General features: G+C 57.5%; 14 protein-coding genes. 8 read left to right on the top strand and 6 right to left on the bottom strand.

All coding sequences use genetic code 11. The features are described from left to right. The first annotated feature begins 32 nt into the window (after positions 1-32). Genes RS584_RS19730 through RS584_RS19720 form a run of 3 tightly spaced genes read left to right on the top strand, consistent with a single transcriptional unit; the run spans position 33 to position 4,360 of the window. Complete coding sequence (locus RS584_RS19730; RefSeq protein WP_315748503.1) at positions 33-1,847, top strand: DUF2264 domain-containing protein; 1,815 nt, start codon at positions 33-35, stop codon at positions 1,845-1,847. Positions 1,848-1,878: 31 nt separating this feature from the next. Beyond that, positions 1,879-3,144, top strand: a complete 1,266-nt coding sequence (locus RS584_RS19725; RefSeq protein WP_015571880.1) for an oligosaccharide MFS transporter — start codon at positions 1,879-1,881, stop codon at positions 3,142-3,144. A gap of 28 nt (positions 3,145-3,172) precedes the next feature. Further along, on the top strand, positions 3,173-4,360 hold the full coding sequence (locus RS584_RS19720) for a glycoside hydrolase family 88 protein (protein ID WP_032103344.1): 1,188 nt from the start codon (positions 3,173-3,175) through the stop codon (positions 4,358-4,360). A gap of 32 nt (positions 4,361-4,392) precedes the next feature. On the opposite strand, the gene lysM is transcribed toward RS584_RS19720, so the two are convergent. From lysM to qseB, 5 genes are all read right to left on the bottom strand, one after another. Continuing rightward, a complete protein-coding gene (gene lysM / locus RS584_RS19715; protein WP_315748502.1) occupies positions 4,393-4,833 on the bottom strand; it encodes a peptidoglycan-binding protein LysM in 441 nt (146 codons plus the stop codon). A gap of 153 nt (positions 4,834-4,986) precedes the next feature. Next, a complete protein-coding gene (locus tag RS584_RS19710; RefSeq protein WP_015571877.1) occupies positions 4,987-5,301 on the bottom strand; it encodes a putative quinol monooxygenase in 315 nt (104 codons plus the stop codon). Between the two features lie 30 nt (positions 5,302-5,331). After that, on the bottom strand, positions 5,332-5,913 hold the full coding sequence (locus RS584_RS19705) for an NAD(P)H-dependent oxidoreductase (protein WP_015571876.1): 582 nt from the start codon (positions 5,911-5,913) through the stop codon (positions 5,332-5,334). A 104-nt stretch (positions 5,914-6,017) separates the two neighbouring features. Continuing rightward, positions 6,018-7,367 (bottom strand): quorum sensing histidine kinase QseC, encoded by a 1,350-nt coding sequence (gene qseC, locus RS584_RS19700; protein ID WP_254309391.1) that lies wholly within the window; start codon positions 7,365-7,367, stop codon positions 6,018-6,020. After that, a complete protein-coding gene (gene qseB / locus RS584_RS19695; RefSeq protein WP_032103342.1) occupies positions 7,364-8,023 on the bottom strand; it encodes a quorum sensing response regulator transcription factor QseB in 660 nt (219 codons plus the stop codon). Before qseB ends, qseC begins: the two co-directional genes overlap by 4 nt. 139 nt (positions 8,024-8,162) lie before the next feature. Between qseB and RS584_RS19690 the strand changes: the two genes are divergently transcribed. From RS584_RS19690 to RS584_RS19670, 5 genes are all read left to right on the top strand, one after another. After that, on the top strand, positions 8,163-8,564 hold the full coding sequence (locus RS584_RS19690; protein WP_003862501.1) for a YgiW/YdeI family stress tolerance OB fold protein: 402 nt from the start codon (positions 8,163-8,165) through the stop codon (positions 8,562-8,564). Positions 8,565-8,682: 118 nt separating this feature from the next. Beyond that, positions 8,683-10,941 (top strand): DNA topoisomerase IV subunit A, encoded by a 2,259-nt coding sequence (parC, locus tag RS584_RS19685; protein ID WP_015571873.1) that lies wholly within the window; start codon positions 8,683-8,685, stop codon positions 10,939-10,941. Positions 10,942-11,104: 163 nt separating this feature from the next. Beyond that, positions 11,105-11,842: a 1-acylglycerol-3-phosphate O-acyltransferase gene (gene plsC / locus RS584_RS19680; protein WP_003862497.1), complete on the top strand. Its 738-nt coding sequence runs from the start codon at positions 11,105-11,107 to the stop codon at positions 11,840-11,842. 61 nt (positions 11,843-11,903) lie between these two features. Continuing rightward, positions 11,904-13,316: a cell division protein FtsP gene (gene ftsP, locus RS584_RS19675; RefSeq protein WP_017384056.1), complete on the top strand. Its 1,413-nt coding sequence runs from the start codon at positions 11,904-11,906 to the stop codon at positions 13,314-13,316. A gap of 130 nt (positions 13,317-13,446) precedes the next feature. Then, positions 13,447-15,621 (top strand): YgiQ family radical SAM protein, encoded by a 2,175-nt coding sequence (locus RS584_RS19670; RefSeq protein WP_315748501.1) that lies wholly within the window; start codon positions 13,447-13,449, stop codon positions 15,619-15,621. Positions 15,622-15,707: 86 nt separating this feature from the next. Here the strand turns inward: RS584_RS19670 and dkgA are convergent, their stop codons facing one another. After that, positions 15,708-16,535: a 2,5-didehydrogluconate reductase DkgA gene (gene dkgA / locus RS584_RS19665; RefSeq protein ID WP_003862493.1), complete on the bottom strand. Its 828-nt coding sequence runs from the start codon at positions 16,533-16,535 to the stop codon at positions 15,708-15,710. Between the last annotated feature and the right edge of the window lie 49 nt (positions 16,536-16,584).

The following is a 16,584-nucleotide window of genomic DNA, read 5'->3' as shown; positions in this document are numbered from 1 at the left end:
GCTTTGCCGCAGTTGATTACGAGGGCGAACCGATGTGGGCGGCAAACAAAGAAAAATCAAATCCGTTGTCTTCACGCCAGGAGGTAGTGGCGTCGTTGAATGCACTTTTACAGGCGCTGGACACGCAATTTCCGGCGAACCGTTCACGATTCCCGCTGGGCGACACCTGCGCCCATTACACAGCGGATATTGCGCAGATGGAGGGACTTTCTCGCGCGCTTTGGGGGCTGTTTCCGCTGATGGCGTCCGGCGAAAGCACGCCGTTCAGCGAGAAGTACCTTACTGCCATTAAGCTTGGTACCGACCCGCAAAGCAGCGGCTACTGGGGTGAAACCGGCCCGTACGATCAGCGTCTGGTGGAGATGGCGGCCTACGGTCTGGGGCTCGCTCTGCTGGGGGATAAACTCACCGCGCACTTTACCGGGCGCGAGGTGATGAACCTGCACGCGTGGCTCAACCAAATCACCGACGCGCAGATGCCGGACAGCAACTGGAACTATTTTGCCATTATGGTCCAGCTCGGCTTTAAGCGCGCCGGCCTGCCGTACGATCGGGCTGCCATTGACCACCGCTTTGCGCTGATGGACGCCTACTACCTCGGCGACGGCTGGTATTCCGACGGTCCCGGCCGCCCGAAAGATTACTACATCTCCATGGCTTTCCATTTCTACGGCCTGATTTACGCCACGCTGAGTGACGACGAGGCGAGGGCGAAGGTGCTGCGCGAGCGCTCGCGTCTGTTCGCGAAAGACTTTATCTACTGGTCCGCCGCCGATGGCGCCTCGGTGCCGTTTGGCCGCAGCCTGACCTACCGCTTTGCCATGGTTGCCTTCTGGAGCGCGGTGGCCTTTTCTCAGCTGGACGTCTTCACCCCGGGCATCATGAAGGGCATTGTGCTGCGGCATCTGCGCTGGTGGCAGCAGCAGTCGATTGTCGATCGCGACGGTATTCTTACCCTGGGGTTTGCGTATCCGAACCTGGCGATGTGCGAGGATTACAACTCCCCCGGTTCACCGTACTGGGCGCTGAAAACCTATCTGATCCTGGCGCTGCCGGAAGCACACCCGTTCTGGCAGGCGGAAGAACAACCGCTGCCCGCGCTTGCTGAAAAACATGTGATTCCGCATGCGCAGCAGATCCTGATGCATTCGAAAGATTCGCAGCACGTCGTCATGCTCACCGCCGGTCAGCTGGAGCTGAACAACTACGTCAACACCGAAGCGAAATACACCAAATTTGCCTACTCCAGCCGCTTCGGATTCACCCTTGAGCGCGGGCGTTTTGGCCTGAAGCATGCCGCCTGCGATTCCATGCTGCTGCTGGCGGACGGAGATGACTATTTCCGCGGTCGTCGCGAGTGCGACGAGGTTCGGGTGGATGAAAATTACATTTTCTCGCGCTGGTCGCCGTGGCGCGACGTGCAGATTGCGACCTGGCAGATCCCGTTCGGGGAGTGGCACCTGCGCCTGCACCGTATCAACAGCGCGCGCACTCTGCAAACCGTCGAGGGCGGCTTTGCGGTGATGAAAACCGCCCACCAGGTGCGCGAACGCGGTTGTTATCTGTCGGCTGAAAACGGCAGCAGCGTCATTGTCGATCTTTCGCCGATCATTCAGCGCCAGCCAGACAGCATCGTCACGCCGCCGAACAGCAGCATTATGTTTGCGGAGTGCGCCTCCATTCCGCTGTTAAAAGCTGACCTCCCGCAAGGGGAAAGCTGGCTCTGTTGCGCCGTTCTGGCTGGCGGAAAACAGCCCGCTGCGGCGACGCCGCAGCTGAATATAACCCACAACCAGGTCGTGATTAGCGAACCCGGAAGCGAACGTAAGCTGTCGTTCACATTATAAAAATCTGGCCCTACACCCCGGCGAGGATGATATGAAAAGCACATCGACAACCAACAGAACTGAATATTACAAAATCAGCAGCTTTATCTTTCTCTATTTCTTTACCTGGTCTGCCAGTATTGGTCTGCTGGCAATCTGGCTCGGTCAGAAAGCCAACCTGAGCGGATCGGTGATAGGAACCGTCTTTGCGGTGAACGGGATATTCTCCGTTATTCTCAAGCCGATCTACGGCTATATTCTCGATAAGATCGGCATGAGCAAATATCTGCTCTATTTTGTGGTGATCATGTCGGCCCTGATGGCGCCATTCTTTATTTATGTTTACCAGCCGCTGTTAATGTCTAATACCCTGCTGGGGATTATTATCGGCGCGCTCTATTTAAGCTTTGCCTGGTACGCGGGCGTGGCGGCGTGTGAATCCTATTCCGACCGCTTTAGCCGTTTGAATGGCATGGAGTTCGGGCAGATCCGTATGTGGGGATCGCTCGGCTGGGCGGTGGCGTCATCTTTCTCCGGCCTGCTGTTCAACCTCTCACCGGCGTATAACTTTATTCTCGGCAGCGTGGCGTCGGTGGTGATGCTGATTGTCCTGCTGAGCCTGAAAGTGAACACTAACTCCGCTCACGCAGGCGAGGTGCTGACGAAAGAGAAAATAGCCCCGTCTGACGTTTACGCCCTGCTGCGTAACCGCAAATTCTGGGCCTTCTGCCTGTACGTGGCGGGCGTGGCGTGGATGATGTTTATCGCCGAGCAGCAATTCTCGCGCTATTTCGTCACCTTCTTCGATGATATTCATGAGGGCAACGCCGTATTCGGCTATCTCGGGACCGTACAGTCGGGCATGGAATTTGTCATGTATATGGTGGTCCCGCTGTTTGTGAACTTTATTGGCGCCAAACGCGGGCTGTTAATTGTCGGGCTGGTGGTTGGGGCGCGTCTGATTATTTCCGGCATGTGTGATTCACACCTGTTAATTTCAGTGCTTAAGCCGCTGTACGGTCTGGAAATTTGTCTCCTGCTGGTGTCGGTATTTAAATATATCGCCGAGCATTTCGACAAGCGCGTCAATGCCACCATGTATTTACTCGGCTATCAGGCGATGCTCTACGTTGGCAACGTGGTGGTCTCTTCCCCTGCCGGCTATATGTATGACCGTATTGGCTTTGAGCACACCTATATCATCATGGGCGCAACGGCGCTGACCTTTACCCTTATTTCTGCTTTTACGTTATCCGCCTGTCAGAGCAAATGGCGCGGGGCTCGTGCGCTGAACGTAGCAGAAACGTCAACTCGATAAATTACGCCGTCAAAGAAGGAACCGAAATATGTTAAGTCGTATCAAAGAAGAACGTCTGCCTGTTATCGCTGCGCCCGTTGACTCCCGCGCATTCAGCGATGAACTGAATTCGGCGCGCAGCCACGTTCTTGACCTGATTAGCCGTCATTTAACGGAGTTCGGCGACAAATTCCCGGCGGAAACCTGCCAGAACGGTTTTTATCCGCTGACTGACAACGTGGAGTGGACCACCAGCTTCTGGACCGGGCAGCTGTGGCTGGCATGGGAGATGAGCGGCGAGGAAAAATTCCGCGCGATGGCGGAAAAACACGTGCGCTCGTTTGGCCTGCGCATCGCCGGGCGCAACGACACCAACACCCACGATTTAGGCTTCCTCTACACGCTCTCCTGCGTAGCCGCGTGGCGGCTGACCGGAAACCGCGAGGCGCGCGGCTTCTCGCTGCTGGCGGCGGAAGCCCTGCTGGAACGCTTCCACGAGAAGGCGAAAATCATCCAGGCGTGGGGCGATCTCTCCGATCCGGAGCAGGCCGGGCGGATGATCATCGACTGCAACATGAACCTGCCGCTGCTCTACTGGGCAACGGAGCAGACGGGCGATCCGCGCTTTGCCGACGCCGCAAAAGCGCACGTCATGCAGGCCGCGACATACCTCATTCGTGACGATGCCTCCACCTTCCACACCTACTATATGGATGTGGCAACCGGCGCACCGCGCTACGGCAACACCCAGCAGGGCTACGCCGACGACTCCTGCTGGTCGCGCGGGCAGGCTTGGGGCATTTACGGTTTCCTGCTGAGCTATATCTATACCGGCGACGAAACGATGATCGCCCTGTCAAAACGGCTGGCGAACTACTTCCTCAATCGCCTGCCGGAAGACTACGTCTGCCACTGGGATCTGGCGCTGGTGGGCACCGACGCACTGCGTGATTCTTCCTCGGCGGCAATTGCGGTGTGTGGACTGCTGGAGCTGGTGAAACATCTGCCGGTCACAGATCCGGATCGCGAACGTTACCTCGAATGGGCGAAAGGGATTATGTCCTCGCTAACAAAGCACTATCTGATGGGCAAAGAAGAGAAGGGCAACGGGCTGCTTAAGCACTCGGTGTATCACCTGGCGAGCAATAAAGGCGTGGATGAGTGCGCGAGCTGGGGCGATTACTTCTACGTTGAGGCACTGGTGCGTTTTACGCAGAGCTGGAAACTGTACTGGTAAAAACAGTCGGGGGGTAACCCCCGACTTATCGATCACGCTTTCGGAATACGCAGCGTCTGACCGGGATAGATCTTATCCGGGCTGGAGAGCATTGGGCGGTTAGCCTCAAAAATCTTATTGTACTGGTTGGCATCGCCGTACACGGTTTTAGAGATTGCGCTCAGGGTATCGCCGGATTTCACCGTATAGTAGGTGGCTTCATCTTTGGCATCTGTCGCGGTGATATTGTTCTCCACTTCGCTGACGCCCGCGATGTTGCCGACGGCGACCTGGATTTTTTCTTTCTGCTCCTGCGTCAGCCCGTCGCCCGTCACGCTGGCCTTGCCGTCGGTAACGGTGACCTGGACGTTATCCGCGCCAGGAATATTCAGCTTTTTCAGGTGCTCGGTGATTTTGTCGCCCTGACCTTTATGATCGGTCAGGTTATCCCACAGCTTTTCGCCTGCTTCTTTTACGAAGTTAAAAAGTCCCATTCCATCCTCCTGTTAACAATGAAGTCAGAATAAGCATAGCAGTTGAGTATTAAGATGATACAAAAAGCCCGGTGGCGCTAGCGCTTACCGGGCCTACGAGTCAGGTTTTGTAGGCCGGGTAAACGCAGTGCCACCCGGCAAATTCCACGAACCTTAAACCCCTTGTTCCAGAATTCGGATATGGGTATCCAGCACGTCACCTTTTACCGCCTCACTCCACGCTTTCATGTGCGGAGTCTGCAAATGCGCTTCAAGGTGCGCGACGGTTTCCCACTGCTCAACCATGATGATTGAGTCTGGCGCGGTCGCCTGGAAGCTTGCGCTGGTGGCGGCGTCCACCATCGGCGCGTAGCCGTGGCAGCCTTCTTCTTTCAGTACGGTCGGGATGATCTTCGCGAACTCATCCAGTACCGCCTGGCGGTGATGTTGGCCAGGACGCGTACGGATTTCAGCAATAACGGTAAGCATAATTAACTCCTTCTAATTCCAGGCTACCAGTTAAGCAAAAATTTCCGCGAGATGCTTGCGATATTCTGCGATATAGCGCGGGACGTCCGGCATTTTAATCACGTCGTTGACGATAAAGGTCGGCAGCGGCTCCATACCCAGGAACTGATTCGCCTTGTGGAACGGCAGATACGCGCCGTCTACGCCCACGCCTTCGAAGAACTGATCTTGCTCAGTGAACGCTTCTAGCGGGGCATTCCAGGTCAGGGAGAGCATGTATTTCTTGCCCTGAATCAGGCCGCCGGAACCGTATTTTTTAGACGCGTCTGAGCGGGTGCGGCCGTCGCTGGCATACAGCGAACCGTGACCTTCGGTAAACACATCGTCCATGTATTTTTTCACGGTCCACGGTGCGCCCATCCACCAGCCCGGCATCTGCCAGATAACCACGTCGGCCCACAGGAAGTTCTGCACTTCGGCCTTCACGTCGTAATCGCTGTCCGCGCGCACGACCTTAACATCATGTCCGGCGTCGCGCAGGAAACCATCCGCGACCTCGGTCAGGGTGTCATTGAGCTGGCCTTTAGAGTGCGCAAATTCTTTCGCGCCGTTGATAATCAGAATATTGCTCATTATTTGTCCTCGATGCTGAGAGTATGCCGGGTATTCTACGCGCGAGGACGGAGCGGAAAAATAAGCAAAATGTGCAAAGTCTTTTGCGCTCAGCGCAATAATGGCTACCAGCTGACGGTCACCTCAAAGCCCCCTTCCGGCGCATTGCCCAGCGAGACGCTCATCCCATGTAACGTCGCGATACGCTTGACGATAGACAACCCCAGACCGCTGCCGGTGGCGTCCTGGCCCGGTGGACGATAAAAGCGCTCGCCGAGACGCGCCAGCGCATCGGAAGAAATGCCCGGGCCGTTGTCGCGCACGGTAAAGCTTTGGGTATGCAGCGTCACGTCCACCACGCTGCCGCGCGGGCTGTAACGAACGGCGTTGTCCAGCAGGTTACGCGCCAGAAGGCTCAGCAGTAGCGGCTGTCCGTGACGCATCACCTCGGGCGCGTTGACGTTGAGCCGAATATCAATGCCCGCCTGCTGCGCCGGATGCCAGATATCCAGCACCGCGGATTGCAGCAAATCGGCCATCATCACGGGTTCGACGTCATCAAGATTATCCAGTGAATCCAGGCGCGACAGGGTGAGAAGCTGGTCCACCAGCCGGGAGGCGCGGTCGATGCCCGCATGCAGCTGCCCCAGCGCTTTAGACTGCGCCCCGGGATCGTCAAGGGAAAGCTGCGCCACGTCGGTTTGCACCTTCAGCGCGGCCAGCGGGCTGCGCAACTCATGGGCGGCATCCGAGGTGAAGCGGCGCTCGCGGGCCATCATCTCCTGCGTACGGGCGAAAAGATGGTTAAGCGCATCAAGCAGCGGGCGAACCTCCGTCGGCACGCCGTGGGTGGGCAGCGTATCGGTCGCATCCGGCGAGCGCGAGCGCAGGGTCCGCGCCAGATTTTTCAGCGGTTTCAGTTCCCGGCTCAGCAGAACAATCAGCAACAAAAGCATGACGGGCAGCGCCACCAGCCACGGCGTCAGCTGCGAGCTGACCACGTCCAGCGCCATATCCTGTCGGTACTCCCACTCCTGGCCAACCACCACGCGGTATTTCCCGTCCGGAGAAGTCAGCCACAGGAAACGCCATTCGTCGTTGTCATCCTGCAACCGACCGTCATCAAACCCGTCCCGGCGGTAGAGGTAAGGTATGTCGCGCCCGTTTTCGCCGTCGTTAAGCACCATGCTGCCGTCGGCGGTGAAGATTGCGAAGGCCAGCGCATCGTCGTCCAGATGGCCGTGTTTGGCTTTTTTCGGTACCTCGCGCATGCGTTCCGGGGCGCGAAGTTCGTCCACGTCCATCGTCAGCAGCCGTTTGGCAAACAGCATCTGCTGGGTATCGAACAGCTTATCGAGCTTGTCGGTCGTCTGGTGCCAGGCCACCACGCTTGCGGCAAACCAGGCCGCCAGGGACAGCAGCAAAAAGAGGAGCGTCAGGCGCAGCTTCAGGCTCAGGCGTTGGGTCAGTTTCATGCGTCACCCAGGGTATAACCGATGCCGTGCACGGTGCGGATAAATTCGCTGCCGAGCTTGCGGCGTAAATGATGAACGTGGACTTCGACGGCGTTGCTGGAGACGTCATCATCCCAGTTGTAGAGTTTCTCCTCGATGGTCTTGCGCGGCAGCACGCGGCCCGCGTTGCGCATCAGCAGCTCCAGCAGGGCGAACTCTTTGGGTTTGAGCACCAGCGTTTCGCCCTCCAGCGTGGCGACAAGGCTTGCCGGATCGAGCGTGACCTTGCCGTGACGCAGCTCGCTGCGCGCCTGCCCGTGACTGCGGCGCACCAGCGCTTCAAGGCGGGCCGCCACTTCAATCAGCGCGAACGGCTTACACAGGTAATCATCCGCCCCCAGGCGTAACCCTTCGACGCGCTGATTCAGCGCATCCCGCGCGGTCAGGATCAGCACCGGTTCGCTCTTACCGCTTTCGCGCCAGGCGCGCAGGATCTCAAGCCCGTCGATTTCTGGCAGCGTCAGGTCCAGCACCACGGCATCATACGGCGCGGTGTACAGGGCCGACTGCCCGGTTTTACCGTCGGTAAACCAGTCCACGTTAAAGCCCATTTTGCTTAAGCCCGCTTTGATGCCGTCGCCGATGAGCCTGTCGTCTTCTACCAGTAAAATGCGCATATTTCCTCCTTGATGCCGTCAGTAAACCTTCTGCAAGCGCCTGCTGTACAGTAAAAATAAATAAATTTTCCCCTTAAGAAGTTGTTAAGGTTTACCCTGTTTAATGGATTGTGAAACGACATTAAAGGGAGAGATAAAGATGAAAAAATTCGCTGCAATTGCTGCCATCATGATGATGACCACGGCCCCTGTCTTTGCTGCACAGGGTGGCTTCTCTGGCCCATCTGCGACACAGAACCAGACGCAAACCCAGCAGGGTGGCTTTGTCGATAACAACGCCAACCTCACCACCGCGGCTAAAGTGAAAGACCTGAAGGACGATGCCTGGGTGAAGCTGCGCGGGAACATTACCGAGCGCCTGTCCGATGACCGTTACACCTTCCGCGATGAGAGCGGCACGGTGGTGGTGGAGATCGACCACAAGCGCTGGAACGGCGTGACGGTGACGCCCCAGGATAAAGTCGAACTCCAGGGTAAAATCGATAAAGACTGGAACGAGTTTGAAATCGACGTGAAGCAGGTTATCAAGCTGAACAAATAACCCGGAAAGGGCCGCTTATGCGGCCCTTTTTCTTTGTGACTCAACTCGCCAGATGAGGTAGTATCTGCGGCAATATTGCCTGAAACCCATCGGTTTCTGAGTTGAGGAATCACACGTAATGAGCGATATGGCAGAGCGCCTCGCGCTACATGAATTCACGGAAAACGCCTACCTGAACTACTCCATGTACGTCATCATGGACAGGGCGTTGCCGTTTATCGGGGATGGCCTTAAGCCCGTTCAGCGCCGCATCGTCTATGCGATGTCCGAACTGGGGCTGAATGCTACCGCCAAGTTTAAGAAATCCGCCCGTACCGTCGGCGACGTGCTGGGTAAATACCATCCGCACGGCGACAGCGCCTGCTATGAAGCGATGGTGCTGATGGCCCAGCCGTTCTCTTATCGCTATCCGCTGGTGGATGGCCAGGGGAACTGGGGGGCGCCGGACGATCCGAAATCCTTCGCGGCAATGCGTTATACCGAATCCCGCCTGTCTAAATATGCCGAAGTGCTGTTGGGCGAGCTGGGGCAGGGGACGGTCGACTGGGTGCCAAACTTCGACGGTACGATGCAGGAGCCGAAGATGCTGCCTGCGCGTCTGCCGAACATCCTGCTGAACGGCACGACCGGTATCGCCGTGGGCATGGCGACGGACATTCCGCCGCACAACCTGCGTGAAGTGGCAAAAGCCGCCATCACCCTGATTGAGCAGCCGAAAACCTCGCTGGACGATCTGCTGGATATTGTGCAGGGGCCGGACTATCCGACCGAAGCCGAGATCATCACCTCGCGTGCGGAAATCCGCAAAATTTACCAGAACGGCCGTGGCTCCGTGCGCATGCGCGCGGTGTGGACCAAAGAAGACGGGGCCGTGGTGATCACCGCGCTGCCGCACCAGGTGTCCGGTGCGAAGGTGCTGGAGCAGATCGCCTCCCAGATGCGCAATAAAAAGCTGCCGATGGTGGACGACCTGCGCGACGAATCGGACCACGAAAACCCGACCCGTCTGGTGATCGTGCCGCGCTCTAACCGCGTGGACATGGAGCAGGTGATGAACCACCTGTTCGCCACTACCGATCTGGAAAAAAGCTACCGCATCAACCTGAACATGATTGGTCTGGACGGTCGTCCGGCGGTGAAAAACCTGCTGGAGATCCTCACCGAATGGCTGGCCTTCCGCCGCGATACGGTGCGCCGTCGTCTGAACCATCGTCTGGAAAAAGTGCTTAAGCGCCTGCATATCCTCGAAGGTTTACTGGTGGCGTTCCTCAACATTGACGAAGTGATCGAGATCATTCGTACCGAGGACGAACCTAAGCCTGCCCTGATGTCGCGCTTTGGCATCAGCGAAACCCAGGCCGAAGCGATCCTCGAACTGAAATTGCGCCATCTCGCCAGACTGGAAGAGATGAAGATCCGCGGCGAGCAGAACGAGCTGGAAAAAGAGCGCGATCAGCTTCAGGCGATTCTGGCGTCCGAGCGCAAGATGAACACCCTGCTGAAGAAAGAGTTGCAGGCCGATGCCGACGCCTTTGGCGACGACCGTCGTTCTCCGCTGCACGAGCGCGAAGAGGCGAAGGCGATGAACGAGCACGACATGCTGCCTTCCGAGCCGGTGACCATCGTGCTTTCCCAGAGCGGCTGGGTACGTAGCGCCAAAGGCCACGATATCGACGCGCCGGGTCTGAGCTACAAATCCGGTGACAGCTTCAAGGCGGCGGTGAAGGGCAAGAGTAACCAGCCGGTGGCGTTCATCGACTCCACGGGCCGCAGCTACGCCATCGACCCGATCACGCTGCCGTCTGCGCGCGGCCAGGGCGAACCGCTAACCGGCAAGCTGACGCTGCCGCCGGGCGCCACGGTGGACCATATGCTGATGGAGGCCGACGATCAAAAACTGCTGATGGCGTCTGATGCGGGCTACGGCTTTATCTGTACCTTCAACGATCTGGTGTCGCGTAACCGTGCTGGTAAGGCGCTGATTAGCCTGCCGGATAACGCACACGTCATGCCGCCGCTGATCATCGAGAACGAAAGCGACATGCTGCTGGCGATCACCGCTGCCGGACGCATGCTGATGTTCCCGGTCAGCGATCTGCCGGAGCTGTCGAAAGGGAAGGGCAACAAGATCATCAGTATCCCGTCAGCGGAAGCGGCAAAAGGCGTCGATGGCCTCGCGCATCTCTTCCTGCTGCCGCCGCAGAGCACGCTGACCATTCATGTCGGCAAGCGTAAAATCAAACTGCGTCCGGAAGAGTTGCAGAAGGTGGTGGGTGAGCGTGGACGTCGCGGCTCACTGATGCGCGGCCTCCAGCGAATCGACCGCGTGGAGATCGACTCGCCGGCGCGCAGCAAAGCGGACGACAGCGAAGAGTAACCTGTTTCATCCCCCCTCTTTCCGGAGGGGGAATTACCATAAAATTTCCCGTAAAAACGTTGTTAATTCGTGCGTTGCGATTAACAATACGCGCTCGTAATAAAGTCCTTACCTGGCCACAGGTGAAGTATAATTGTCAGCTGTCAGGGCTTCAGAGGTCGCTATGCTATACATTGTTCGTCTCATTCTTACCGTTATTTATTGCATTCTGGTCTGTATTTTCGGATCGATTTATTGCCTGTTCAGCCCGCGTAACCCAAAGCATGTCGCGACGTTTGGCCACATGTTTGGTCGTCTTGCGCCGCTGTTTGGCCTGAAGGTTGAAAAGCGTCTGCCTGAAGGGGCGGAGAATTTCGGTAACGCCATCTATATCGCTAACCATCAGAACAACTACGATATGGTGACGGCCTCAAATATTGTTCTTCCGCCGACCGTAACCGTGGGTAAAAAAAGCCTGCTGTGGATCCCGTTTTTCGGTCAGCTGTACTGGCTCACCGGTAACTTACTGATTGACCGTAACAACCGCGCCAAAGCGCATGGCACCATTGCGGAAGTGGTGGATCAGTTTAAAAAGCGCCGGATTTCCATCTGGATGTTCCCGGAAGGGACGCGCAGCCGTGGTCGCGGCCTGCTGCCGTTCAAGACCGGCGCGTTTCATGCTGCAATTGCGGCAGGCGTTCCAATTATTCCCGTGTGTGTTTCCAATACATCGAATAAGATTAATCTTAACCGTCTGAATAACGGACTGGTCATTGTCGAAATGCTGCCGCCGGTAGATACCTCAAAATACGGTAAAGACCAGGTGCGCGAGCTGGCCACGCACTGCCGCGAGCTGATGGCTCAGCATATTGCGCAGCTCGATAAAGAAGTTGCAGAGCGAGAAGCCGCCGGTAAGATTTGACCCGGTGTCGTGTAAGGGAAAACGAATTCCCGCGTTGTTAGTCGTTTCAGATGGAGCTTATATGTCACTCAGTCGGCGTCAGTTTATTCAGGCTTCGGGTATCGCCCTTTGTGCGGGTGCGATGCCGCGGACAGCCAGCGCCGCCGGGCAGCAACAGCCGCTGCCTATTCCGCCGTTGATTGAATCCCGTCGCGGGCAGCCGCTATTCCTCACGCTTCAGCGTAGCCACTGGTCCTTTACCCAGGGAACGCGCGCGCAGGTATGGGGCATTAACGGACGCTACCTCGGGCCGACCATTCGCGTGTGGAATGGCGATGACGTTAAGCTCATCTACAGTAACCGTACGACGGAAAATGTCGCGATGACCGTCAGTGGTTTGCAGGTGCCGGGGCCGCTGATTGGCGGCGCGGCACGCATGATGTCGCCGAATGCCGACTGGGCGCCCGTCCTCCCGATTCGTCAGAGCGCGGCGACATTGTGGTATCACGCCAACACCCCGAACCGCACCGCCCAGCAGGTCTACAACGGCCTGGCCGGAATGTGGCTGATTGAAGATGAGGTCAGCAAAACGCTGCCGATCCCGAATCACTACGGCGTTGATGATTTCCCGATCATTATTCAGGACAAGCGGCTGGATAACTTCGGCACGCCGGAGTACAGCGAGCCGGGCAGCGGTGGTTTTGTCGGCGATACGCTGCTGGTTAACGGCGCGCAAAGCCCGTATGTTGAAGTGTCTCGTGGCTGGGTGCGCCTGCGTCTGCTGAATGCCTCTAACTCGCGCCGCTACCAGTTGCAGATGAGCGACGGCCGCGCGCTGCACGTGATTTCAGGCGATCAGGGGTTATTACCTGCGCCGGTGTCGGTAAAACAGCTGGCGCTCGCACCGGGCGAACGTCGTGAGATCCTCGTGGATATGACCAACGGGGATGAAGTGTCCGTGACCTGCGGCGAAGCGGCAAGTATTGTTGACCGTATTCGTGGCTTCTTTGAACCGTCGAGCGTGCTGGTCTCCACGCTGGTGCTCACGCTGCGCCCGACCGGCCTGTTGCCGCTGGTGACCGACAGTCTGCCGATGCGCCTGCTGCCGCAGGAGATTGTGACCGGCCCGGCAGTACGCAGTCGCGATATCAGCCTTGGCGACGATCCGGGCATCAACGGTGCGCTGTGGGACGTAAACCGCATTGATATCACCGCCCAACAGGGAACATGGGAGCGCTGGACCGTCCGCTCGGAGATGCCGCAGTCGTTCCATATTGAAGGGGTGTCATTCCTGATCCGCAACGTCAACGGGGCGATGCCGTTCCCGGAAGACAGGGGCTGGAAAGATACCGTCTGGGTGGATGGCCAGGTCGAACTGCTCGTCTACTACGGCCAGCCTTCCTGGCCGCACTTCCCGTTCCTGTTCCACAGCCAGACGCTGGAGATGATGGACAGGGGATCGGTAGGGCAGATGCTGGTGAATCCGGCACCATAAAACGCTTTCTCCCTCTCCCTGTGGGAGAGGGTTGGGGTGAGGGCAACAGCCCGCACAATACCCCTTCATTTCCCCCGGTAAACCAGCGTATAATCCCGCTCCTTTTGTCTATTTTTTATTCGGAAGCATTATGAGCGCTATTTCCCTGATCCAGCCGGATCGCGACCTCTTCTCCTGGCCCCAGTACTGGGCAGCCTGCTTTGGACCGGCGCCGTTCCTGCCGATGTCCCGGGAAGAGATGGATCAACTGGGCTGGGACAGCTGCGATATCATTCTGGTAACGGGCGATGCGTATGTCGATCACCCGAGCTTTGGCATGGCGATCTGTGGCCGTATGCTTGAAGCCCAGGGCTTCCGCGTGGGGATCATCTCCCAGCCTGACTGGAACAGCAAAGACGACTTTATGCGTCTGGGCAAGCCTAACCTGTTTTTCGGCGTGACCGCGGGCAACATGGACTCGATGATCAACCGCTATACCGCCGACCGTAAGCTGCGCCATGACGACGCTTACACGGCTGACAACGTGGCGGGTAAACGTCCCGATCGCGCGACCCTCGTCTACACCCAGCGATGCAAAGAAGCATGGAAAGACGTGCCGGTGATCCTGGGCGGCATCGAGGCGAGCCTGCGCCGCACCGCACACTACGACTACTGGTCTGATACCGTGCGCCGTTCGGTGCTGGTGGATTCGAAAGCCGACATGCTGATCTTCGGCAACGGCGAGCGTCCGCTGGTGGAAGTGGCGCATCGCCTGGCGCAGGGTGAAGCGGTCAGCGAGATCCGCGACGTACGCAACACCGCGATCATGGTGAAAGAGGCGCTGCCGGGCTGGAGTGGGGTGGATTCCCGCATTATCGATATGCCGGGCAAAATCGACCCTATCCCACATCCGTACGGTGACGATCTACCGTGCGCGGATAACAAACCGGTTGAGCCGAAGAAAGCGGAAGCAAAGGCCGTGGTGGTGCAGCCGCCGCGTCCGAAGCCGTGGGAAAAAACCTATGTGCTGCTGCCGTCTTACGAAAAAGTAAAAAGCGATAAAGTACTCTACGCCCACGCGTCGCGCATCTTACACCATGAAACCAACCCCGGCTGCGCGCGAGCGCTGATGCAAAAGCACGGCGAGCGCTATATCTGGGTTAACCCGCCAGCGATCCCGCTCTCTACCGAAGAGATGGACAGCGTCTTTGCTCTGCCGTACAAGCGTGTGCCGCATCCGTCATATGGCAACAGCCGTATTCCGGCGTACGAGATGATTCGTTTCTCGGTCAACATCATGCGCGGCTGCTTCGGCGGGTGCTCCTTCTGTTCGATCACCGAACATGAAGGCCGTATTATTCAGAGCCGTTCCGAAGAGTCGATTGTTAACGAGATCGAAGCGATTCGCGACACGGTGCCGGGCTTTACCGGCGTGATCTCCGATCTGGGTGGTCCAACGGCCAACATGTACATGCTGCGCTGTAAATCGCCGCGCGCCGAGCAGACCTGCCGTCGTCTCTCCTGCGTCTATCCGAGCATTTGCGAGCATATGGACACCAACCACGAGCCGACTATCAATCTTTACCGTCGCGCCCGTGACCTGAAAGGCATCAAGAAGATCCTGATCGCCTCCGGCGTGCGTTACGACATTGCGGTGGAAGATCCGCGCTACATCAAAGAGCTGGCGACGCACCACGTTGGCGGTTATCTGAAGATCGCCCCGGAGCACACCGAAGAAGGCCCGCTGTCCAAAATGATGAAGCCAGGCATGGGCAGCTATGACCGCTTTAAACAGCTGTTTGATACCTATTCAAAACAGGCGGGGAAAGAGCAGTATCTGATCCCATACTTCATCTCCGCACACCCCGGCACCCGTGCTGAAGACATGGTGAATCTGGCGCTGTGGCTGAAGCAGCGTCGATTCCGTCTGGATCAGGTGCAGAACTTCTACCCGTCGCCGCTCGCCAACTCGACGACCATGTATTACACCGGCAAAAACCCGCTGAGTAAGATTGGTTATAAGAGCGAAGACGTGGTGGTGCCGAAAGGGGATAAACAGCGCCGTCTGCATAAAGCGCTGCTGCGCTATCACGATCCGAAAAACTGGCCGCTGATCCGTCAGGCGCTGGAAGAGATGGGGAAAAAGCACCTGATCGGCTCGCGTCGTGATTGCCTGGTGCCTGCGCCAACGCTGGAAGAGATGCGCGAAGCGCGCCGCCAGAACCGCAACACGCGCCCGGCGCTGACCAAGCACACGCCTATTGCGCATCAGCGTTCGAACGGTGTTGCGGGAACGAAGAAGAACGTAAAACGTAAGACCGGTTAAACCTGTAACAATGCCCGATGGCGCTGCGCTTACCGGGCCTACAGGTCTAACCCTCTCCCCTCCGGGGAGAGGGCAGGGTGAGGGGATCACCCGCCAAACTGATCCGGGTCCGGCCCAAGCCGTTTGCCCTGATCCAGCTTCGCAATTTCACCCAGCTCGTCTTTATCCAGGCGGAAATCCCAGACGTCGAAGTTCTCGGCGATACGCGATGGCGTGACCGATTTCGGGATCACCACCAGACCGCTATCCAGATGCCAGCGAATGACGATCTGCGCCGGGGTTTTACCGTACTTATCCGCCAGTTCACGGATGATTTTCTGGTCAAACACCCCTTCGCCGCCCTGGGCCAATGGGCTCCAGGATTCGGTCTGGATCTTGTGCGTGGCGTTCCATGAATGAAGCTGGCGCTGCTGCATCAGCGGGTGCAGCTCAATCTGGTTAATTACCGGCGCGACGCCCGTTTCATCAATCAGGCGTTGCAGATGATGAACCTGGAAATTACAGACGCCGATGCTTTTTATCAGCCCCTCTTTTTGCAGTTCAATCATCCCCTTCCAGGCATCAACATAATGGTCGATAGCCGGCACCGGCCAGTGCATGAGATAAAGATCGACGAAATCGAGCTGGAGTTTCTCCAGACTCTCCTGCAACGCTTCGCGGGGACGCTTTTGATCGTCGTTCCACAGCTTGGTGGTGATGAAAAGCTCATCCCGGGGAACGCCGGCGCTGGCAAGCGCTTTTCCCACGCCGTCCTCGTTTTTATAGGCGGCGGCGGTATCGATGGACCGATAGCCGACTTCCAGGGCTTTATGAATGGCGGAGACGACCTCGTCGTTACCGGCTTTCCATACACCTAGCCCCAGCTGGGGCATCACGTTGCCGTCCTGTAGCTTGATTACGGTTTGGTTTGCCATTTTTCCTCCTTCAGGTGCTCATCGCCGGAGGGAACCTCCGACGATGTGA

The sequence above is a fragment of the Enterobacter sp. DTU_2021_1002640_1_SI_PRY_ASU_LCPMC_013 genome (genome assembly GCF_032389435.1).
Classification (GTDB): Bacteria; Pseudomonadota; Gammaproteobacteria; order Enterobacterales; family Enterobacteriaceae; genus Enterobacter; species Enterobacter hormaechei_C.
The sequence above is the reverse complement of the archived record's forward strand: the minus strand, read 5'-3'. Positions and strand labels throughout refer to the sequence as shown.

Coding starts and splice junctions, on each gene's coding strand:
- RS584_RS19725 (WP_015571880.1), top strand. CDS start 1,879: ATGAAAAGCACATCGACAACCAACAGAACTGAATATTACAAAATCAGC.
- qseB (WP_032103342.1), bottom strand. CDS start 8,023: ATGCGCATTTTACTGGTAGAAGACGACAGGCTCATCGGCGACGGCATC.
- parC (WP_015571873.1), top strand. CDS start 8,683: ATGAGCGATATGGCAGAGCGCCTCGCGCTACATGAATTCACGGAAAAC.
- dkgA (WP_003862493.1), bottom strand. CDS start 16,535: ATGGCAAACCAAACCGTAATCAAGCTACAGGACGGCAACGTGATGCCC.
- plsC (WP_003862497.1), top strand. CDS start 11,105: ATGCTATACATTGTTCGTCTCATTCTTACCGTTATTTATTGCATTCTG.
- RS584_RS19720 (WP_032103344.1), top strand. CDS start 3,173: ATGTTAAGTCGTATCAAAGAAGAACGTCTGCCTGTTATCGCTGCGCCC.
- lysM (WP_315748502.1), bottom strand. CDS start 4,833: ATGGGACTTTTTAACTTCGTAAAAGAAGCAGGCGAAAAGCTGTGGGAT.
- ftsP (WP_017384056.1), top strand. CDS start 11,904: ATGTCACTCAGTCGGCGTCAGTTTATTCAGGCTTCGGGTATCGCCCTT.
- RS584_RS19690 (WP_003862501.1), top strand. CDS start 8,163: ATGAAAAAATTCGCTGCAATTGCTGCCATCATGATGATGACCACGGCC.
- RS584_RS19710 (WP_015571877.1), bottom strand. CDS start 5,301: ATGCTTACCGTTATTGCTGAAATCCGTACGCGTCCTGGCCAACATCAC.
- RS584_RS19670 (WP_315748501.1), top strand. CDS start 13,447: ATGAGCGCTATTTCCCTGATCCAGCCGGATCGCGACCTCTTCTCCTGG.
- RS584_RS19705 (WP_015571876.1), bottom strand. CDS start 5,913: ATGAGCAATATTCTGATTATCAACGGCGCGAAAGAATTTGCGCACTCT.
- qseC (WP_254309391.1), bottom strand. CDS start 7,367: ATGAAACTGACCCAACGCCTGAGCCTGAAGCTGCGCCTGACGCTCCTC.
- RS584_RS19730 (WP_315748503.1), top strand. CDS start 33: ATGTGGGCGGCAAACAAAGAAAAATCAAATCCGTTGTCTTCACGCCAG.